The 19,786-nt window shown below is 32.2% G+C and carries 23 protein-coding genes and 1 other RNA gene; 10 read left to right on the top strand and 14 right to left on the bottom strand.

What is annotated here, in order from left to right; all coding sequences use genetic code 11:
* Positions 1-356: 356 nt before the first annotated feature.
* From fsa to ffs, 3 genes are all read right to left on the bottom strand, one after another.
* Positions 357-1,010, bottom strand: coding sequence for a fructose-6-phosphate aldolase (gene fsa, locus R6X41_RS10950; protein ID WP_318500198.1), 654 nt, complete (start codon positions 1,008-1,010; stop codon positions 357-359).
* Between the two features lie 114 nt (positions 1,011-1,124).
* Positions 1,125-1,928, bottom strand: a complete 804-nt coding sequence (locus R6X41_RS10955; protein WP_318500199.1) for an SDR family oxidoreductase — start codon at positions 1,926-1,928, stop codon at positions 1,125-1,127.
* A gap of 85 nt (positions 1,929-2,013) precedes the next feature.
* Positions 2,014-2,112: signal recognition particle sRNA small type (gene ffs, locus R6X41_RS10960), an RNA gene on the bottom strand.
* A gap of 87 nt (positions 2,113-2,199) precedes the next feature.
* Here ffs and R6X41_RS10965 point away from each other — a divergent pair.
* From R6X41_RS10965 to R6X41_RS10975, 3 genes are all read left to right on the top strand, one after another.
* On the top strand, positions 2,200-3,237 hold the full coding sequence (locus tag R6X41_RS10965; protein WP_318500200.1) for a glutaminyl-peptide cyclotransferase: 1,038 nt from the start codon (positions 2,200-2,202) through the stop codon (positions 3,235-3,237).
* 3 nt (positions 3,238-3,240) lie between these two features.
* Positions 3,241-3,630: an acyl-CoA thioesterase gene (locus tag R6X41_RS10970; RefSeq protein ID WP_318500202.1), complete on the top strand. Its 390-nt coding sequence runs from the start codon at positions 3,241-3,243 to the stop codon at positions 3,628-3,630.
* Positions 3,631-3,803: 173 nt separating this feature from the next.
* A complete protein-coding gene (locus R6X41_RS10975) occupies positions 3,804-5,360 on the top strand; it encodes a hypothetical protein (RefSeq protein ID WP_318500204.1) in 1,557 nt (518 codons plus the stop codon).
* A gap of 7 nt (positions 5,361-5,367) precedes the next feature.
* Here the strand turns inward: R6X41_RS10975 and R6X41_RS10980 are convergent, their stop codons facing one another.
* Both R6X41_RS10980 and R6X41_RS10985 read right to left on the bottom strand, forming a co-directional pair.
* Entirely contained in the window at positions 5,368-6,066 is a 699-nt protein-coding gene (locus R6X41_RS10980; RefSeq protein WP_318500205.1) for a Dph6-related ATP pyrophosphatase, read from the bottom strand.
* Positions 6,067-6,075: 9 nt separating this feature from the next.
* Positions 6,076-7,521, bottom strand: a complete 1,446-nt coding sequence (locus R6X41_RS10985) for a S41 family peptidase (protein ID WP_318500206.1) — start codon at positions 7,519-7,521, stop codon at positions 6,076-6,078.
* Positions 7,522-7,684: 163 nt separating this feature from the next.
* Here R6X41_RS10985 and R6X41_RS10990 point away from each other — a divergent pair, with 163 nt between their 5' ends.
* From R6X41_RS10990 to R6X41_RS11005, 4 genes are all read left to right on the top strand, one after another.
* The gene (locus R6X41_RS10990) at positions 7,685-8,194 is read left to right on the top strand and encodes an RNA polymerase sigma factor (RefSeq protein WP_318500208.1); all 510 of its coding nucleotides are present in this window, start codon (positions 7,685-7,687) and stop codon (positions 8,192-8,194) included.
* The gene (locus R6X41_RS10995; protein ID WP_318500210.1) at positions 8,181-8,672 is read left to right on the top strand and encodes a hypothetical protein; all 492 of its coding nucleotides are present in this window, start codon (positions 8,181-8,183) and stop codon (positions 8,670-8,672) included. Before R6X41_RS10990 ends, R6X41_RS10995 begins: the two co-directional genes overlap by 14 nt.
* A 6-nt stretch (positions 8,673-8,678) precedes the next feature.
* Positions 8,679-9,272, top strand: coding sequence for a DUF4252 domain-containing protein (locus R6X41_RS11000; RefSeq protein ID WP_318500212.1), 594 nt, complete (start codon positions 8,679-8,681; stop codon positions 9,270-9,272).
* Positions 9,273-9,334: 62 nt separating this feature from the next.
* On the top strand, positions 9,335-9,883 hold the full coding sequence (locus tag R6X41_RS11005; protein WP_318500214.1) for a DUF4252 domain-containing protein: 549 nt from the start codon (positions 9,335-9,337) through the stop codon (positions 9,881-9,883).
* A gap of 75 nt (positions 9,884-9,958) precedes the next feature.
* On the opposite strand, the gene R6X41_RS11010 is transcribed toward R6X41_RS11005, so the two are convergent.
* The 5 genes from R6X41_RS11010 to R6X41_RS11030 all read right to left on the bottom strand — a co-directional run bounded on the left by R6X41_RS11010 (position 9,959) and on the right by R6X41_RS11030 (position 13,884).
* The gene (locus R6X41_RS11010) at positions 9,959-10,750 is read right to left on the bottom strand and encodes a GIN domain-containing protein (protein WP_318500216.1); all 792 of its coding nucleotides are present in this window, start codon (positions 10,748-10,750) and stop codon (positions 9,959-9,961) included.
* 118 nt (positions 10,751-10,868) lie between these two features.
* Positions 10,869-11,159, bottom strand: a complete 291-nt coding sequence (gene yajC / locus R6X41_RS11015) for a preprotein translocase subunit YajC (RefSeq protein ID WP_318500218.1) — start codon at positions 11,157-11,159, stop codon at positions 10,869-10,871.
* A 4-nt stretch (positions 11,160-11,163) separates the two neighbouring features.
* Complete coding sequence (locus R6X41_RS11020; RefSeq protein ID WP_318500220.1) at positions 11,164-11,661, bottom strand: DUF1573 domain-containing protein; 498 nt, start codon at positions 11,659-11,661, stop codon at positions 11,164-11,166.
* Between the two features lie 45 nt (positions 11,662-11,706).
* Positions 11,707-12,651 carry a transcription antitermination factor NusB gene (gene nusB / locus R6X41_RS11025; protein WP_318500222.1) on the bottom strand — a complete coding sequence of 315 codons (945 nt, stop codon included), beginning with the start codon at positions 12,649-12,651 and terminating at the stop codon, positions 11,707-11,709.
* Between the two features lie 129 nt (positions 12,652-12,780).
* The gene (locus R6X41_RS11030; RefSeq protein ID WP_318500224.1) at positions 12,781-13,884 is read right to left on the bottom strand and encodes a Glu/Leu/Phe/Val family dehydrogenase; all 1,104 of its coding nucleotides are present in this window, start codon (positions 13,882-13,884) and stop codon (positions 12,781-12,783) included.
* A 142-nt stretch (positions 13,885-14,026) separates the two neighbouring features.
* Here R6X41_RS11030 and R6X41_RS11035 point away from each other — a divergent pair, with 142 nt between their 5' ends.
* A complete protein-coding gene (locus R6X41_RS11035) occupies positions 14,027-15,787 on the top strand; it encodes an ABC transporter ATP-binding protein (protein ID WP_318500226.1) in 1,761 nt (586 codons plus the stop codon).
* A gap of 115 nt (positions 15,788-15,902) precedes the next feature.
* A complete protein-coding gene (locus R6X41_RS11040) occupies positions 15,903-16,292 on the top strand; it encodes a PUR family DNA/RNA-binding protein (RefSeq protein WP_318500228.1) in 390 nt (129 codons plus the stop codon).
* A gap of 67 nt (positions 16,293-16,359) precedes the next feature.
* Here R6X41_RS11040 and R6X41_RS11045 read toward each other — a convergent pair whose 3' ends face one another.
* The 3 genes from R6X41_RS11045 to R6X41_RS11055 are packed head-to-tail and all read right to left on the bottom strand — an operon-like array spanning position 16,360 to position 18,637.
* On the bottom strand, positions 16,360-17,397 hold the full coding sequence (locus R6X41_RS11045; protein ID WP_318500230.1) for a lysophospholipid acyltransferase family protein: 1,038 nt from the start codon (positions 17,395-17,397) through the stop codon (positions 16,360-16,362).
* Positions 17,378-18,298: a bile acid:sodium symporter family protein gene (locus tag R6X41_RS11050; protein WP_318500231.1), complete on the bottom strand. Its 921-nt coding sequence runs from the start codon at positions 18,296-18,298 to the stop codon at positions 17,378-17,380. Before R6X41_RS11050 ends, R6X41_RS11045 begins: the two co-directional genes overlap by 20 nt.
* A 3-nt stretch (positions 18,299-18,301) precedes the next feature.
* Entirely contained in the window at positions 18,302-18,637 is a 336-nt protein-coding gene (locus R6X41_RS11055) for a tRNA-binding protein (RefSeq protein ID WP_318500233.1), read from the bottom strand.
* 45 nt (positions 18,638-18,682) lie between these two features.
* Here R6X41_RS11055 and R6X41_RS11060 point away from each other — a divergent pair, with 45 nt between their 5' ends.
* The gene (locus R6X41_RS11060; protein ID WP_318500235.1) at positions 18,683-19,243 is read left to right on the top strand and encodes a thioredoxin family protein; all 561 of its coding nucleotides are present in this window, start codon (positions 18,683-18,685) and stop codon (positions 19,241-19,243) included.
* On the opposite strand, the gene R6X41_RS11065 is transcribed toward R6X41_RS11060, so the two are convergent.
* Positions 19,233-19,781: a YfiT family bacillithiol transferase gene (locus R6X41_RS11065; protein ID WP_318500237.1), complete on the bottom strand. Its 549-nt coding sequence runs from the start codon at positions 19,779-19,781 to the stop codon at positions 19,233-19,235. The genes R6X41_RS11060 and R6X41_RS11065 overlap by 11 nt on opposite strands.
* Between the last annotated feature and the right edge of the window lie 5 nt (positions 19,782-19,786).

Here is a 19,786-nt window from a genome sequence, read left to right on the forward strand (position 1 = left end):
CGGAATCTTTCAATGCTAAAATTAAGGCTTTTAGAGCACAGTTTAGAGGTGTGAAAAATGTAGATTTCTTCCTCTTTAGATTAACTACTATTTTTGCATAAACACAACAATTAGGCTTGATCCATAATTTTGTCCATAAAAAAATGTTTGTTTCTAAATTTAATATGCAACACAAAATATTGTTTGCACGCAGTTGTATTCAAATATATGCAATATCACTTTTGATATGTAAAATAGAATTAAAGTTATATTTCTTTTAACATATTCAACGTTAAGGAACTTGAGAGTTCAGAAAAAAGCAAAAAAAAATCCTCAACAGTCTGTTGAGGATTTTTATATTTTATATCAATTAGGAATTAATTTCCTTTTTGATAATCTTCTAAGAATTTTGCTAAACCGCTATCTGTAAGTGGGTGCTTTAATAAACCTTCGATAGAACTTAATGGTCCAGTCATAACATCTGCCCCTAATTTAGCACAGTCGATAACGTGCATCGTATGGCGCACAGACGCTGCTAAGATTTGAGTTTCGAAACCATAATTATCATAGATAAGACGAATTTCTGAGATTAGATTTAAACCATCAGTAGAGATATCATCTAAACGACCAATAAAAGGAGACACATAAGTTGCTCCTGCTTTTGCTGCTAATAACGCTTGTCCAGGAGAGAATACTAAAGTTAAATTTGTTCTGATTCCTTTTTCAGAAAAATATTTACATGCTTTAATACCATCTTTAATCATTGGTAATTTTACAACAATTTGCTCGTGTAATTCAGCTAAAGCTTCTCCTTCTCTAACCATACCTTCAAAATCTGTAGCAATAACTTCGGCACTTACATCACCTTCAACAATATTACAAATGTCTACATAATGTTTTAAAATATTATCGTGACCTGTAATTCCTTCTTTCGCCATTAAAGATGGGTTTGTAGTAACTCCGTCAAGAACACCTAGTTCTTGTGCTTCTTTAATTTGGTCTAAATTTGCTGTATCAATAAAAAACTTCATTATTCTAAATTTAATTTTGGTTGTATTTTCTATGTTGCTAATTTACAATATTCAGGGTATTAAATCTGCCAATACTATAAAATAACATCAATTATTTACGAAAACGTTTACTGACTAAAGTTTGTAATGTCTTAAAATCAGTTTTTCGTACATCTTATCTGGTAAAATACGTTTTAATGCTATAGAGAACTTCTGCATAAACTCCCCTACTTTATAATGTATTTTGGGATCGCTTGTAGAAATGATTCTAAAAATAGCATTGGCCATAATTTGAGGATCTTTCCCAGAATCGACATGAGAGTTCATTATTTCTAAGGTATTTCCGTATGGTATTTTGTAAGGTGAATTTTCTTTGATTGGAGAATGGTATCGGCCTGACGCTATATTGGTTGCAAAATCGCCAGGTGCAACATTTGTCATTTTTATATTGAAGTCTTTCAACTCCATTCTATATGCTTCTGTCACCAATTCTAAAGCACCTTTACTGGCACTATAAATTCCGCGATATGGTAATCCCATATATCCTGCAATAGACGTTACGTTTATTATTAATCCGTTATGTTGCTTTCGCATTTGTGGTAAAACAGCTTTAATGACTTCTAACGGACCAAAGAAATTGGTATCGAAATGGCTTTTCATTTCTTCTAACGGAATTTCCTCTATCGGACCTGTTATTCCAACACCTGCGTTATTTATAACAACATCTATTTGGCCTTCCTTTTCTAAAAGTGTTTGCACACAATTTGAAATGGTAGATCCATCTCTTAAATTTAATTTTAAAATGGGAAATTTACTTGTGGTATAACGCTCTGGCGACCGACTGGTACCATAGACCTTGAATCCTTTTTCTGTTAGGTACTCTCCAATAGATTTTCCTATCCCTGAAGAACCACCTGTAATTAAAACCACTTTAGACATAAAACATTACTCTGATTAAGTTGGTAAAAATACGATTTTAAATAGGGAAATATAAAGAGAAATTTAGGAAACTATAAGGCATAAAAAAAGGCAAGCTACCTACATCACACTGCTACGACCATTTACCTTTGCTGCGTTCCCGCCCTGGAGGATTCAACAGGAGCTAGTTGTGTAGGACTTGCCGCTGCAAAGATACATTCTTTTTATTTTTACACAATGATTTTCTAAACTGATTTTAAATAAATAACTTGCTTAAAATTAAAAATTACAAATGAAAGCAAGCAACATACTCACTATCATATTTTTATCCGTTTCAATATTTTCTTGCGGAAGTAGTTCAAATGATAAAAAAAGTGACTTTTCCTTACAAACTAATGCTCCAGGTAATGGAATTTCGCTTCATGAGGACTTAAAACTCACTGTAAGGAACCCGAAAAACCTTCAAATAGATTCGGTTGCTTATTTTATTAACGATACTAAGATTCCTGAAAACATAAATTTAAGCGATCAGAAATTAGGAAAGCAAAACATAAAAGCGATTGTTTATACTAATGGAGAATCGCAAACGATAAGTTCTCCCCTACTTATTTTAAACAACGAACATCCTACAGTGTATACGTACGAATTATTAAATACATTTCCTCACGATATTACATCGTACACTCAAGGTTTAGAATTTCATAATGATACTATGTATGAAAGTACTGGACAATTCAAAGAATCTAAACTTAGAAAAGTAGATTATGAAACTGGAGAAGTTATAAAAAACGTAAAACTAGCCGACGAATATTTTGGTGAAGGATTAACTGTTTTAAACGATAATTTATATCAATTAACATGGCAAAAAGGAACAGGGTTTATTTACGATGCTAATACTTTAGAAAAAAAGTCTAGCTTTAAATACAATAACAGTAAAGAAGGCTGGGGAATTTGTAACGACGGTAAAGTATTATATAAAAGTGATGGCACCGAGAAAATCTGGATTTTAGACCCGGAAACTCTAGAAGAAATGGATTATATACAAGTATATACCAACAAAGGAAAAATTGGACGTGTAAATGAATTAGAGTGGATAAACGGAAAAATCTATGCGAACATTTATCAAAAAGATGGTGTCGCGATTATCAATCCAAAAAATGGAGCTGTAGAAGGTGTTATCGATTTTACTCCGCTTAAAAAGAAGGTAACACAACACCAAGGGCTAGATGTTTTAAATGGCATGGCTTTTAATCCCACAACTAAAACATTATTTGTAACCGGAAAACGTTGGGACAAATTATTTGAAGTAACTGTAAAACCTAAGGAATAATACATGAAGGAATTCGAACTTAAGGTTACCGTTACAGCAGAAGATTTAGACGATTTAAACCATGTAAATAACGTGCGTTACGTACAATGGATTCAGGATGTTGCTAAAGGCCATTGGCAACACACAGCCACTGCAGAAATGCAAGAATTATATATTTGGGTCGTTATAGAACACCATATTTATTATAAAGGCGAAGCACTTTTAGGAGATGAATTACGCTTAAAAACATTTATAAAAAAAGCAGCTGGTGTAAAATCTGTTCGCGTGGTAGAACTTTATCATGAAGACACAAATAAGCTCCTTCTCACTGCCGAAACGCATTGGTGCTTAATCCATACCGAAACTAAACGTCCGACTAGAATTCCTGAAAATGTAAAAGCTATATTTCAATAATCCGGTTTAAAACAAAAGCCTAACCTTTGTAAATGACCTTCATTCAAAATTGCTCGTCACTTATAGAAAGATCTTTTGTTTTCGAAATAAACCTCAAGCAATTAAATCTCGATTATCGAGGAAAAGTTATATTTTTACCTAATATCTCAATAACCGGGATTCAGTTTATTATTATGAAGCGTATTTTCTATTTTATTTCATGTTGTCTTTTTTTAATGCTTTGGAGTTCTTGTCGTAAGGATTTTGATTTCACACCAAGTAATGGCATGCTTACTTTTTCTAAAGACACCGTATATTTAGATACCATTTTTACAAATATTGGCTCGAGTACTTATAACTTAAAAGTTTACAATAATAGCAATCAGGATATCGTAATTCCATCGCTTAAATTGGCGCTAGGAGAAGCATCAGACTATCGTTTAAATGTAGACGGTATGGCTGGAAAAGTATTTGAAAATGTTGAGATTTTGGCAAAGGATAGTATGTATATCTTTATTGAAACAACCATAGATTATAGTGATTTTTCTAATCCAGAATCGACTTATCTATATACAGATGAAATTGAATTTACTTCGGGAACAAGCTCACAAAAAGTAGATTTGGTCACTTTAGTTAAAGATGCAGTTTTTATTTATCCGAGTAAAGATGATGAAGGCATCATAGAAACTTTAACTGTAGAAGTCGATGGAGAACTGGTAAAAACCGAAATCCAAGGGCGTTATCTATCTGAGGAAGAACTAAACTTCACAAACGACAAACCTTATGTAATTTATGGATATGCTGCAGTACCAAACAACAAAACGATGACCGTTGATGCAGGTTCAAGACTTCATTTCCATGCCAATTCAGGATTATTTGTTGGCGAAGGTGCATCATTACAAGTTAACGGAAGCTATAGCTACGACCAAGAAAATTTAGAAAATGAAGTTGTTTTTGAAGGCGACAGATTAGAACCTGCTTTCTCTGATGTTCCTGGGCAATGGGGGACCATTTGGTTGTACCAAGACAGTAGAAATAATACTTTTAATTTCGCAACTATTAAGAATGCAACGGTTGGAATTTTAAGTGAGAGCAACCCAAACGATAATAAATTAACCCTTAAAAATACACAAATTTACAACAGTAGTAATTTTGGCGTTTTGGGAAGAAACACGTCTATTACCGCAGAAAATTTAGTAATAAACAACAGTGGGCAATCTTCTTTTGCTGCAACTTTAGGCGGACGATATAATGTAACACAGTCTACAATTGTTAATTATTGGAGCAATAGCTTCAGACAATATCCAGCGTTATTAATTAATAATTATACCTTAGATGAAGAGAACACCGCATATTTAGCAGATTTAACTGAAGCTAATTTTAATAATTGCATTATTTACGGAAATGATAATCCAGAATTTATTATTGATGAATTAGAAGACGATGAAGTCGTGTTTAATTTTAAATTCACGAATTGTTTAGCACTTTTTCAAAACTCGTCTAGTAATAATTTTACAGGACCAAACTACGATTTTGATGACACGACACATTACGAAAACATGATTTTTAATGAAAACCCTGAATTTAAAGATCCAAATACAAATCAATTAATTATTGGTGAAGACTCTAAAGCTATAGACCAAGGTAATTTAGTGTTTGCAAATCAAGTTCCTTTAGATATATTGAATAAAAACAGAACAGCTGCACCAGATTTGGGCGCTTACCAACATACTGTTTTCGAGGCAGAATAAAAGTTGTCTAATTGGTATTAATTAAATCGCAATACCAAAACCCAGCAGCTTTTGTTTTGGCATTTGGCGCAGGATATTCACGATAGGTCTTCGCTCCTATTTTAAATGGGATTGCTGTTTTAAACAACGGACCATCAAAACAAAAGGTATGGAATTCTCCGTTTTCGCCACACGGATCAACTCCTGTTGGTAAAGCATCAATAACATCCTGACTTAAAATGGTTCCCACAAAATCTTGTTTAAAATACTTTGCATCGGCACAAACTACTATTGCTTTAAATCCTAAATTTAAAAACTCAGTCATTAACTGTTTCGTATCGCGTTTCCATAGCGGAAACACACATTTCAAGCCTACTTCCATCAATTGGAATTCTCTATAAAATCTTAAATCTTCTAAAAAAATATCACCAAAAGCTGAATATGTAAAATGCTCAGCTTTCAATGCATTTGTAGCAGTTATCATAATAGCATTATAATCCTCCATATCCGGATGTTCTGGTAATTCTATATATTGTACAGGAAGTCCGATAGCATCGGTTTGTGCTTTCAATAATTCGATACGCAAACCATGCATAGACACGCGATTAAAATGAGAATTTACAGTAGTTACTAATTTATCTACCGAATGTGTTCCATCTTGTAATAATTCATACAAAGCCAAAGCGGAGTCTTTTCCTGTACTCCAATTAAAATAGGTTTTATTCATTTCAAAAATTTAATCTACATACATGGCATTTGGCAACGGCTGAAGAGATTTGCTGTTACTTAATTCTTTTAATTCCGAAGTTTCTGTATTGAATAGTTTTCTACCTGTTCCAGATATATTGGATAATGCTGCTGCCAATAATGGCTCGTTTACATCTCCCAAAACACCTAAATTACCGTAATCTTCTTTTAAAAAAATATCCGGATCTAAACCCTCAAAATAGTCCGTCTTGCCATCTGCGTTAAGCGATTTAAAAATTAAAGGTTGCAAAGCATAAGTATGGGTAGGATTCACTTCCGATTTACTAAATGTAGGCGAATCGTAAAGTGTACGAGACGCTTGATATTTACCAACAGTAATATCCCCAACTTGAACTACATTTATATATGGTGTTAATCCGTTAATAATAAGTTCGCTAGCAGAAGCCGTGCTTTTAGTGGTAATTACATATACCTTATTAAGATTTAAATGATTTAAGTTTTCGCTAAAAGTAACAGAATTGGATGAATTTCGTTTTTCCATAACATCTACAAATGGATTTAATAAAGCATCTGGATCGTTTGTTTCAAAATACGTTTGCCAATCGCTATTCCATTGTTCTTTAACAAAAACGTCGCCTGTAAATTGTCCGGTAATCATAGACGCTAACCAAGTCGCTGTACTTACAGAACCACCAGGATTATATCTTAAATCTAAAACTAAACCGGTAATCCCTTCACTTTTAAAAGTTCCGAAAACAGTATTTAATTGAGAATCGAAAGTATCTGTTCCTGTAAATCCGTTGTACATTAAATACCCAACTTTCTTTCCGCTAACTTCTAAAATTTTCTGATCGTAAATAGGGTTTTCGGTATAGTTAGATTTAACTAAAGCAATTTCAGTGTTTATACTTTCAACGGAATCATCATCGATTTTTTCAGTTCCGTTATTATTATAAGTTGCAAACCCTAAACTATACGACTGCCCTTGCATTAATCCTATATTGGTATCTGAAGCTGAATTATAATACAATGCCACACCATCTACACGATTAAAAATATCACCTCGCTTTAAACCTTTTCTTTCTGCATCACTAACAGGCAAAATATAACGTACAAAGCCAAAAACGGTATTGCTAGATTTTAATTTCACCAAACCATATTCCATACCATGGTTTAAAGATTCCCCATTAAATTGTTGCTCAAGCGCAATATAATCGTCGGTAATCCAACTAAAACGATCTTCAGTTTCTCGATTATACAATAGATTGTAAAACAAATCTTCTGGATTAGAAAATTCGTTTAAATAACTCTGATATGCAGAATTAGTAGCAAATCGGCCATCAGACAAATCAGAAACATCTTCCTTATATAAGTAATATGCATTCATCCCCTTCCAAACAAAATCATTTATTTCTGTAGCTGTAACAGGATAATCATCGTAGTCTTCAGCACAACTGCTGAAGCAAAAGCACATGACACATATATAGAGAAAAGGTTTAAAATATCGCATATTTAATTTGGGTATAATGGTTAAATTTACTTGAATTAACATCAGTTTAAAAATATTTTGTAACAAATAATAAAATGGGTCGTCGTAATATTAATAACCACAAGTAGATTAAGAATCAACCACAAACATGACTCAGTCAGAATTTTTAAATATCGTATTGCCTTTTAAGGATAAAGTTTATCGTTTAGCTAAACGTTTACTTATTTCGAATGAAGAAGCTGAAGATGCTACGCAAGAGGTATTATTAAAATTATGGTCGAATAAAAAACAAATAGAATCGTATAAAAATGTGGAAGCATTTTCGATGACCATGACAAAAAATTTATGTTTTGATAAGTTAAAATCGAAGCAAGCACAAAATTTAAAAATAGTACATAGTAATTATGAAGACCACAAAACGAGTCTTGAGAAACAAGTTGAAACGACAGACAGTTTAGATTGGGTTGGTAAAATAATTGAAACCTTACCCGAACAACAGCGCTTGGTTATTCAATTAAGAGATATTGAACAATATGATTTAGATGAAATTTCGAAAATGCTAGATATGAAAAACACAGCAGTAAGAGTCGCATTATCTAGAGCAAGAAAAACAATTAGAGAACAATTAACTAATACACATAATTATGGTATTAAATAATATAGAACAGTTATTAGAAAAGTATGAAAACGGTGAGACGTCTTTAAAAGAGGAAGCCTTATTAAAAGACTACTTTTCTCAGGAACATATAGCACCGCATTTAGAATCTTACAGACCTTTATTTGCTTATTTTAAAGCCAATCAGCATGAAACGTTTACTAAAGACATTCCACTAAAGACTAAAAAAACAGCAATGTATTCGTGGTTAACTGTCGCAGCTGTAGCCGTATTAATGTTAGGATTTTATTTTAATTCTACCCTAAACATAACCACCACAGAAGATGATTTGGGTACCATTCAAGATCCGCAATTGGCTTACGAAGAAGTTATAAAGTCTTTAGAGCTTATTTCTGCATCTTTAAATAAAGGAGCGGCAACTATGAACTACTTAAAACCATATAATGAAGGCATGGCAACAGTAGGCTATATTACCGAATTAGAGCAAAGCTCGAACATTATTTTTAAAAACAATAAATAAAAAATTATGAAAACTATTATAAATAAAAACCCCAAAACAATGACTAAAAAAATAATCTTATTTGCTCTTGCAATGGTTTTACTTCCTGCAAGTATGATGGCGCAATCTATTTTCGAAAAGTACAGCGAAAACCCGAATGTAACCTATGTTAACATTAAACCTAAAATGTTTCAGATGTTGGCTAAATTAGATATTAGCACAGACGATGCCGAATCGCAAGCATATCTAAATATGGTAAATAGTATTACTAGTTTTAAAACCATAATTACAGACGATAAAGCAATAGCTGCAGATATTTCTAAATGGATGACTTCTCAAAAAGGAGGTTTAGAAGAACTTATGGAAGTGAAAGATAATGGTCAAGAAGTAAAATTTTATGTCAAAGAAGGACGTGATGCAGACCATGTAAATGAACTCCTGATTTTTGTAAACGGTATAGGCGAATTAACCAAAGATGCTAACATTGAGATAAATGGACAAAATCGCGAAATTGAAACTGTAGTTGCGCTTTTAACAGGAGATATAAATTTAAACGAAATCTCTAAACTGACCAGTAAAATGAATATTCCAGGTGGAGAACATTTAAAAAATCAAAAATAAATTCACTTTAACCGAGTTCTAATTTTAAACATGAGAACTCGGTTTACAACCTTATATAAACCATGAAATCTTATAAATATATTATCGCAATTACGTTCTGTTTCGGACTATTACTTACAAGTTGTAATTCTGAACCAACCTTACAAACTTATATTGTAGACCACCAAGAATCTCCAAATTTTACGACAGTAGATTTACCTCTATCTGTTATAAATTTAGATCAATCGAAGCTAAACGAGGATCAGAAAACGGCTTATAATTCTATAAAACGTTTAAACTTTTTAGGTTACAAAAAAGTAGCAACCGAGCCAGAAGCTTATGAAGCTGAAAAGGAAAAAGTTGAACTTATTTTAAATAATAAAGCCTATAACGAGCTAATGGTTATTAATAATCACGGCGGTAAATTTACTTTAAAATATCTTGGCGATAATGATGAATCTATTGAAGAATTAATCGTTTACGGAAATGCTAAAGATACCGGATTTGGTATTTTAAGAGTACTTGGAAACGACATGAAACCTTCGCAAATTATGTCGTTAGCTAAAGTATTAGAAAAGGGAGATATTGATACCTCTAAAATAAATGATGTTATTGGTTTTTTTAACGAATAGTTATAAATTATCTGAAATATAAAAGGTCTAAAGGAGTTTTCATTTAGACCTTTTATATTTTGATGTATTCGGATATTAAAAATCCATTTGTTCTACCCTACCTCCATTAATTTCTACTGCATTTAATACGTTAGGCACACCTTGATAAAAAACTCTACTCCCATTACTCGCGGTTGCAGTGAGGGTGTTTGTTGCTTGTACCCAACCATTTCCACCATTATCTGTTGTGATTGTACAATTGGTACTCTGAATAGGAGAAGTTATATCCCATCCTTGAATAGGAAAGTCTAAATTAAACCGGCAGCCATTGTTTAAATCTATAAATTGATTGGTTGCAAAACCTTGAATGTTACAACGGCTACCATCTGACAAATGAACATACAATTCCTCTGATTGTAAATTTAACAACGCCATTTTAGCAGCATTTTCTAATAATACATCAAGAGTATTTACATTCATTTCATATTCGTTAAAAATTTGTGCGGCATCTAATCCTGTAATATATAATTCTGAAGCTGTGGTTGTAAAATAATTATCAAACTGAACAATACCATTGTTTTGAACTAGAATATTGTTAATATCTGGGTGAGCTACATAAACCACGACATTACTCGCTTCGCTACTTACAGCAGACATTATTAACTCGCCATTATCTACAAATAAATCGACAGTATTTAGGTCTCCATCTCCATACAGTTCTACAACTTGATTTGGACCAGAAATTAAAATTAAAGTAATATTATCCTGCACATTTAGACTATCAAAATAAGGGAGGTCTATAATAGTACTGGATCCATCATCGGATGTATTACACGACACTAGTAATACTAATAAAATAAGGTTTAAAGCTGAGACTATTTTTTTCAATGTAATATGTTTTTGTTTATCTAAATATAATTCATTTTAACATGCTATCAAAATTCGATTAGATGCAAAAAAAAGGCTACCCAATTGGATAGCCTTTTTAATATATTTAAAACTAAAATTATTTAGTCACTTCTGTTTTGTTTAAACTTGCACTCATTTCCATAGAAATAGAAGAGCGTTCAAATTTAATTTTCCCTGCAAGTGTTTCAATAACGCAAGTATTATCTTTCTCGTTTAAGTCGATAACTTTTCCATGCATACCACTTTTAGTAACTACACGATCTCCACGTTTTAACTCGTTAGCGAATTTTTTTTCTTTTTTCTGACGTTTCATTTGTGGTGCAATCATAAAGAAATACACAACCACAAACATTAATATAAACGGTAAAAATTGACTTATACCTTCCATTATTTTAAGATTGAATTAGAGGAGTTGCTGTTGGAGTTGATTTCACTGGTGCGTTAGGATCTGGCTTAACAAAAGCTTTTATCTTAACCATCTCTTTACCTGATTCTGTATTAGAAGTAATTGTAATTGTTTTAGTTACATTATTAGCTCCTGAACCATTAAATTTAACAGTGAATTTTCCACTTTCTCCTGGTGCTAAAGGTGCTTTACTCCAATCTTGAGGAACTGTACAACCACAAGAACTTGCAATATTTGAAATTACTAAAGGAGATTCTCCAGTATTTTTATATTCAAAAACTGTTTCAACAGCAGCTTTAGATTCAATTGTTCCAAAATCATGTTCAGTTTCTGTAAAGGAAATTTGAGGAAACTTTGATGAGTTAGCATCGCGTTCTGCAGCTACTACCACATTTTCTTCATTTACTTTTTTAGAAGCGTCCTCTTTACAAGCTGTAAAAGCGATTAAGCAAAAAGCGCCTAATCCTAGCATTATTTTTTTCATAATAAATATTTTTTTTAAAGTGATAAATGTACTAATAATTTATAACTACATCAACCCTCTCCCTACTTTATTTAAAGTTCCTTTTTCCTGATATTCCTTCACTAATTTATCTAAAATACCATTTATAAAGATGCTACTTTTAGGTGTAGAATATTCTTTGGCAATTTCTAAATATTCGTTTATTGTAACTTTAACGGGAATAGAAGGAAAATTTAAAATCTCGCAAACAGCCATTTGCATTAAAATATAATCGATTTGTGCAATACGCTCTGCCTCCCAGTTTGTTGCTTTATTATCGATTTCAGCGTTTAATTTAGTCTGGCTTAAAATCGTCTTTTTAAATAAGCTTACTCCAAATGCCTTATCGTCTAAATCCTTATATAATTTTGGAATAAAATAAGACTCGGCAACATCTGGTTTAGATTTACGCAATAACTTAAGGATGGTTGTATTTACAGTAGGTAAATCGTCCAACCAAGTTAAATTTTTATCTTCTAAATAATCGTAAAGTTTTTCGTTTGGAGCAATAATTTCTTTGTAAACATTGACTATAAAACTCTTATCCTCTTTAAAATCTGAGGTACGTGTTTTCATATAATCTGCATAAATTTCGCTTGAAACAATGGCTTTAAAGATAACATCTACATATTCGTTATCCAATTCCCAATTGTTTACACCATAAGTTCTAATCGTATCTTCTAGAAGGCGATTTTGTCTTAATAATTGAAGGACTCTATTATTAACAAGTTTTCTATTGGGATCTTTATCTTCGGAAGTTGCAAGATGCTTTAACAGCGATTTATCGATATGACTTTCTACTCGTTTTTGAACCTCAATAAGTAGTGATAATTGTAACAGATATAAATGATACATATCGTCAAAACTATTAAGTAAAAACTTTTGATCGTTTTTAAAATCATCACTTTCACCACCTTTAAAGGCATAGATGGTTTGCATTACTTTTACGCGAATATGTCTTCTATTAAGCATAGTTACAAAGAACTTTTAACCTCCCTTACAGGAGCATGAATGATAGCCTTAATGGCATTTATTTTAATAAAAAAGGCGAAAGTTAAAAAAACTTTCGCCTGCAAAAATACGATTTTTAAGCAAATAACATTATTTATTAGTCTCTTTTTTTCTTGCTTCAATTCTAGCTTTAGCAACATTTAAAGCGGCTTGATTTGTTGTAATTTTATGAATATCGGCATTATTAAGTATATCTAATGTTGTATTATAGATATTTTGAGTTCTACTCATAATTTCAGCCTTACCATATCCTTCAATTTCTGCATATACATTAATAATACCACCTGCATTAATTAAAAAGTCTGGTGCATAAACAATTCCACGATTTTGTAAAATAACACCGTGAACTTGCTCGTTAGCTAGTTGATTGTTTGCCGCTCCAGCAATAACCTGAGCTTGAATTTTATTTACAGTTTCGTCGTTTATAGTCGCACCTAAAGCACATGGTGCATAAATATCTACAGCTTCACTATATAAATCTGTACCTCTGTAAATTGTTGCTCCGTATAATTTACTTACTGCTTCTAAACGCTCTTCACTAATATCGCTAATAATAACTTTAGCTCCTTCTTTAGTTAAATAGTCTACTAATGTTTCACCAACATGACCAATTCCTTGAACTAAAATAGACTTACCTTCAAGATTATCTGTTCCGAATTTAAATTTCGCAGCAGCCTTCATTCCCATATACACACCATAAGCTGTAACAGGAGATGGATTTCCTGCACCACCTTTAGATTCAGATATACCAGTAACATAAGGTGTTACTTCGCGAACCAAATCCATATCAGATGTTTCCATTCCAACATCTTCTGCAGTAATATATTTCCCACTTAAAGAGTTTACAAATTCACCGAATTTCCTCATTAATTCCGGTGTTTTTTGTGTTTTAGCATCACCTATAATAACAGCTTTACCTCCACCTAAGTTTAAACCAGTAACGGCAGCTTTATAAGTCATTCCTCGAGACAAACGCAATACATCGTTTAGTGCCTCCCATTCATTATTATAATTCCACATTCTAGTTCCTCCCAAAGCAGGTCCTAATACCGTGTTATGAATACCAATAATTGCTTTTAAACCTGTATCTTTGTCATTGCAAAAAACAATTTGCTCATGATTATTAAATGAATGTTGACCGAACACTGGATCAACTTTATACAGTTCATTTGCATTTAAAACCTCTGAAACCATTTTTAATTATGTATTAATTATTATTGATTGTTTTGATATATTAATAAAAACTTGATGCAAATCTATATCAATATTATTATATTTTCAAACATATCATCGTTAAATAAAGAATAATTTAAAGTTAAAAAAATTACATCGGTTAATGAAAGCCCTTAAACACCTCAACAAATACTTTCTTAAATATAAATATCAATTACTTATAGGAATTGTAATTACGATTATAGCACGCATCTTTATGCTGTTTACCCCGCGTTTTGTAAGAGAAATTTTTAATGTGGTAGAAGACTATAATCAAGGTATAATTACAGAAGTATCTGTAGTACGCACAGAACTTTTAGAAGACATTCTTTACATTATTGGTGCCGCCTTAATTGCTGGTGTTTTTACGTTCTTAATGCGACAAACTATTATTAATATGTCGCGCCATATAGAATTCGATTTAAAAAATGAAATCTATCAACAATACCAAAGGCTTTCTTTAAATTTCTATAAGAAAAACAGAACTGGCGATTTAATGAATCGGATTAGTGAAGACGTAAGTCGTGTACGTATGTATGCTGGCCCAGCCATTATGTACACTATTAATACGATTACACTTTTTGTAATTGCACTATTATATATGTATAGCGAAGCACCTTCTCTTACATTATATACCGTTTTACCGCTACCAATTTTATCTATTGCTATTTATAGATTAAGTAAAGAAATACACAAACGCAGTACTATTGTACAAGTGTATTTATCCAAACTCTCTACGTTTACACAAGAGAGTTTCAGCGGAATTTCGGTTATTAAAGCGAATGGAATAGAACCACTAACATCAGAGAATTTTGAAATACTTTCCGAAGGCAGTAAACAAAAACAATTAGCTCTAGTCCGTATTCAGGCCCTATTTTTCCCAATGATGGTTTTACTTATTGGTATGAGTAATTTAATTGTGATTTATGTTGGTGGGAAACAATATATTGATGGTGAAATTGAAAGTCTAGGAACTATTGCTGAGTTTATTATTTATGTAAACATGTTAACGTGGCCTGTTGCTACTGTGGGTTGGGTAACTTCAATTATTCAACAAGCTGAAGCATCTCAAAAACGTATAAATGAATTTTTAGAGCTAGAACCTGAAATAAAAAACAATACAGAAGCACCTTCAAAAATCAATGGAAATATTGAATTTCGAAATGTATCTTTCACTTACGACGACACTAATATTCAGGCTTTAAAAGATGTTAGTTTTTCTATAAATCATGGAGAAACTTTAGCAATTATAGGAAAAACAGGTTCTGGTAAATCGTCAATTTTAGATCTTATTGGACGCTTATACGACTGTAATAGTGGAGATCTCCTTATTGATAATGTAACTATAGATCAGCTTAATTTATATAGCTTAAGGGATAGTATAGGTTATGTGCCACAAGATGCATTCTTGTTTTCTGATACAATAAAGAACAATATTAAATTCGGAAAAGAAGATGCTACAGACGAAGATGTTATTAAGGCTGCAAAACTGGCTCAGGTACACGGTAATATTTCAAAATTCGCTAAAGGTTACGACACCGTTTTAGGTGAACGTGGGATTACCCTTTCTGGCGGACAAAAGCAACGTGTGTCTATTGCGAGAGCAATAATTAAAGATCCGAAAATATTATTGTTCGACGATTGCTTGTCGGCTGTAGATACAGAAACCGAAGAAAAAATTCTTAAAAACTTATACAAAGTAGCTTCAGGAAAAACAACTATAATAGTAAGTCATAGAGTGTCTTCTGCTAAAAATGCTGATAAGATTATTGTTTTAGACGACGGTAGAATCATTCAACAAGGTTCACATAACACATTAATAAACATCGACGGCTATTATAAAACCTTATATTTAAAGCAACTTAGTGAAAAAGAAATATCGTAAATTGTTGTTTAGTGTTTCTTTTTTTTAGATTTTTGAAAGGAAATTGATTTACGTTTATAAAATTATTAGCAACTTGAATAAAACATTTTAAATCTTATTAATAGTAAATATGAGTATGGATACTAATGACATGATGGAGAAAGAGGAGATTTTTTCTAAAGTATTAAGAGCTGGGAGACGAACATATTTTTTTGATGTTAGAGCGACTAAAGCAGGAGATTATTATTTAACAATTACTGAAAGTAAAAAATTTACAAACGACGACGGGTCGTATCACTACAAAAAACACAAAATATATTTATACAAAGAAGATTTTTCTGAGTTTAGAGATATTTTAAATGAAATGACCGATTATATTATTGATGAAAAAGGAGATGAAGTAATTAGTGAACGTCATCAAAAAGATTTCAAAAAAGAATATGAAGATAATCAAACAGAAGAAGTTGTAGAGGCTGCTCACAATTCTGCTGAAAAATTTACAGATATCAGTTTTGAAGATATTTAATTAAAACTGACATATCAAGATATTAAACCGTTGCAAAAGCAACGGTTTTTTTATACGTTGTATTCAACTATAATTTCACTGCTAAAAGCGCTATTCCTAAAATTCCTAATAGACTCCCAAAAGCTATAGCCCAACCAAAATTAACACCAATAACCAAAAGCACTATAAGTAACCAAATGGGTACAAGTGTTAATCCCACTCCGTACCTAAAGGTCGTAGTAAATTCCTTCTCCTTAATTTGGGGTTGCAGCACCAACTTCCACAAAACGTAAACGGGTAATAACACTACTTTTAAAAACAGTTTAAAAACCAGGCCAAAAGGTTCTAAAACAGATGTTTTATATTTAAAATCCGGCCGTTTTTCATTGTGCTCTATATAATGATTAATGGCTTCTGGATTTAAATAATCAGCTTGTACATCATCTAAAATCATTGAGACTTCTTCATAATCCACAGTAATATGAGTCGTAAGTAATTGAATCTCTTTTTGAATATCTTGTTTTAAGGCTTTAACAGCTTCCGTTTTCTCTAAATGCATATAGCGTTTTGCGGCAATAGGCTTCCCTATATTTAACAATGCACTATCTCCAAATTCTTTAGCATTTCGATAGTTTACACCAACGGGTAATAATTGTAAATCCAAATCAGGATAAGTTTCTAATGTATCTAAAATAATACGCGTAAAGCCTTTACTTAATGGGCGCACATTTCTTTTTAAGCTGTGGCTACCTTCAGGAAAAACAACAAGTGCTTCGTGATCTTTAAGCAACCCTTTGCAGGTCTCAAAAATGGCATTGTTTTTTGCAATAGCTTGCCAACCATCACGAGCACGATATACAGGAAGCATCTGTACACCTTTTAAAACCTTAGCCAACAATGGATTTTTAAAAATCGCTGCACGTGTTAAATAGTAACAAAAACGTCCAGATTTAGTAGCGATAAGCAACGGATCTATCAATGCATTTTGATGATTAGACAATATTAACACCGGTTTGTTGTCAGGTACAAATTCTTGACCCTTTACACCTATTTTTTTATAATAAAAGAAAAAACCTATTGAAACATATAATCTTACTAGGTATAATCTAAACTGTTTTAATCTCATGTATAATCTTAGTTTGTTTAGCCCAATAAAAGGCTAATAATAATCCTGAAATAATATGCCATATCCCCCAAAATGCGGCAATAATTGCCATCCCTCCTAACCCATCAAAAAAGGTAAATATCAAAACAAGTCCCAATCCAGAATTTTGAATACCTGTTTCTAACGCTAATGTTTTCTGATTTTTAAAAGACAATTTAAAACCTTTAGCAACATAAAAACCTAACGCTAGCGCCAGAATATTATGTCCGACACCCAAATAGAAAACATCTAAAATATGAGTCTTAAAAACATCAATATTTTTAGAAAATGCAATACCAACAATCACAATAAATACAAGTATTGAAAATGGCTGAAGTATTTTAGAGAGCTTAATAGCAAGTCTGGGTGTATAATAACGTACAAATATACCCACAAACAAAGGTATTCCTACAATTAAAAGCACCACTTTAATTAAATCCATCGGACTTAAAGCGACTTCTTTTAACAAGTAAGATGTAGGTTCGTATAAATTACCATAGAATTGAAAATTAAATGGCGTCATGACCAAAGCAATACATGTAGAAAAGGCAGTTAAACTTACAGATAACGCTGCATTTCCCTTCGCTAAATGGGTCATGAAATTTGAAACATTACCACCTGGACAAGCTGCGACCATCATCATTCCCAAGGCAATACTAGGTAGTGGTTTTACGGCTAAAATCACTAAAAATGTAATAAATGGCAATAAAACGAATTGAGATAGAATTCCAATTAAAACAACTTTTGGCTCTTTCAATAAACTTTTAAAATCATTTACAGAAATCCCTAAAGCCACACCAAACATAACAACTGCCAAGGCAATATTCATTACCCAAAGCGCATCACTATCAAAATTCACTTGTACTTGATCTATATCTTGCATAAATTAAAGCACAGAAGTTCCGTTTTTAACCTGTTGTTCTGGATGTAATAACATTACATCTTTAGCCTTAACAGCTCCTAACACTAAACATTCACTCATAAACTTACCAATTTGTTTTCTAGGAAAATTTACAACAGCTACAATTTGTCTGTTTAATAAATCCGATTTTTTATATAAAGTAGTAATTTGAGCCGACGTTTTTTTAACACCCAAATTCCCGAAGTCTATAACAAGCTGATAGGCTGGATGTCTCGCTTCAGGAAAATCATTAACTTCAATTATAGTTCCTACTCTCAAATCGACAGCACTAAAATCTTCAAAATTTATAGTTGTTTTCATTTTTTAAAAGTACAAATAATTACGAACTTTGGAAAAAACAGAATCATGTCCAATACACCTTCTAATATGATGCCTTTAGGCACCAAAGCTCCTGATTTCAATTTATTGGATACTGTTTCCAATGAGAAACTATCTTTAGAAAATTTAAAAGGTAAAACTGCAACGGTTATATTTTTTATCTGTAACCACTGTCCGTTTGTAATTCATGTGAACCCACAACTTGTGCAATTGGCAAATCATTACAAACTTCAGGGTGTAAATTGCATTGCTATTTCTAGTAACGATATTGAGAATTATCCACAGGATGCTCCCGATAAAATGAAATTAGTAGCAGAAAACGAAAATTACAATTTCCCATATTTGTTTGATGAAACCCAAACCATTGCTCGTGCTTACGATGCCGCTTGCACACCAGATTTTTATGTTTTTGATTCTGATCTAATACTTAAATACAGAGGACAATTAGACGATTCTAGACCCGGAAATACGATCCCTGTTACAGGAAAAGATATTCGTCATGCTTTAGATTGTATTATACAAAAACAGACCAATTTAGAACCACAAAAACCTAGTATAGGTTGTAATATAAAATGGTTTAAAGCTTAGCCCAACCTTTACGCTCCAGAGCTTTTACAATATGTGTAAAATGATGGCTACTATGCCAAGCATACATACCTATGTTCTCCTTTATAGTTACTTTTTTATTTGTTTCCGGATGAATAAAACTTCGTTCTAAGTCTTTATCATTTAAAGATTTCAGGAGATATACCAATCGTTTATGAACCGCCTCTATATGCATTAAAGACATACTTACAGGCGCATTAATGGCATCTTCCAAGTTAGACCAATCATCTTGATTATAAGCTTTAATTACAGGATTATCTTCTGTTAAGCTCCATTTAAAACGGGTATAACTATGGTGGTGACTATCTGCGGTGTGATGCACCAATTGCCTAATAGTCCACCCACCTGGACGATATTCGGTATCTAATTGAAAATCGGTTAACGGTTTTACCAACGCATTTAGTCGTGTTGGAAATTGGTTTAAAACATCTATCCAATTATCAAGATGCTTTGCTGTAATAAGTTCTGGACATTGAAATTGTCCGATTGGATATTTTAATTGTTCTAAGGTAGTTTCCATGGTTA

Source organism: Formosa sejongensis (assembly GCF_033447105.1).
In the GTDB taxonomy this organism is placed as follows: Bacteria; Bacteroidota; Bacteroidia; order Flavobacteriales; family Flavobacteriaceae; genus Formosa.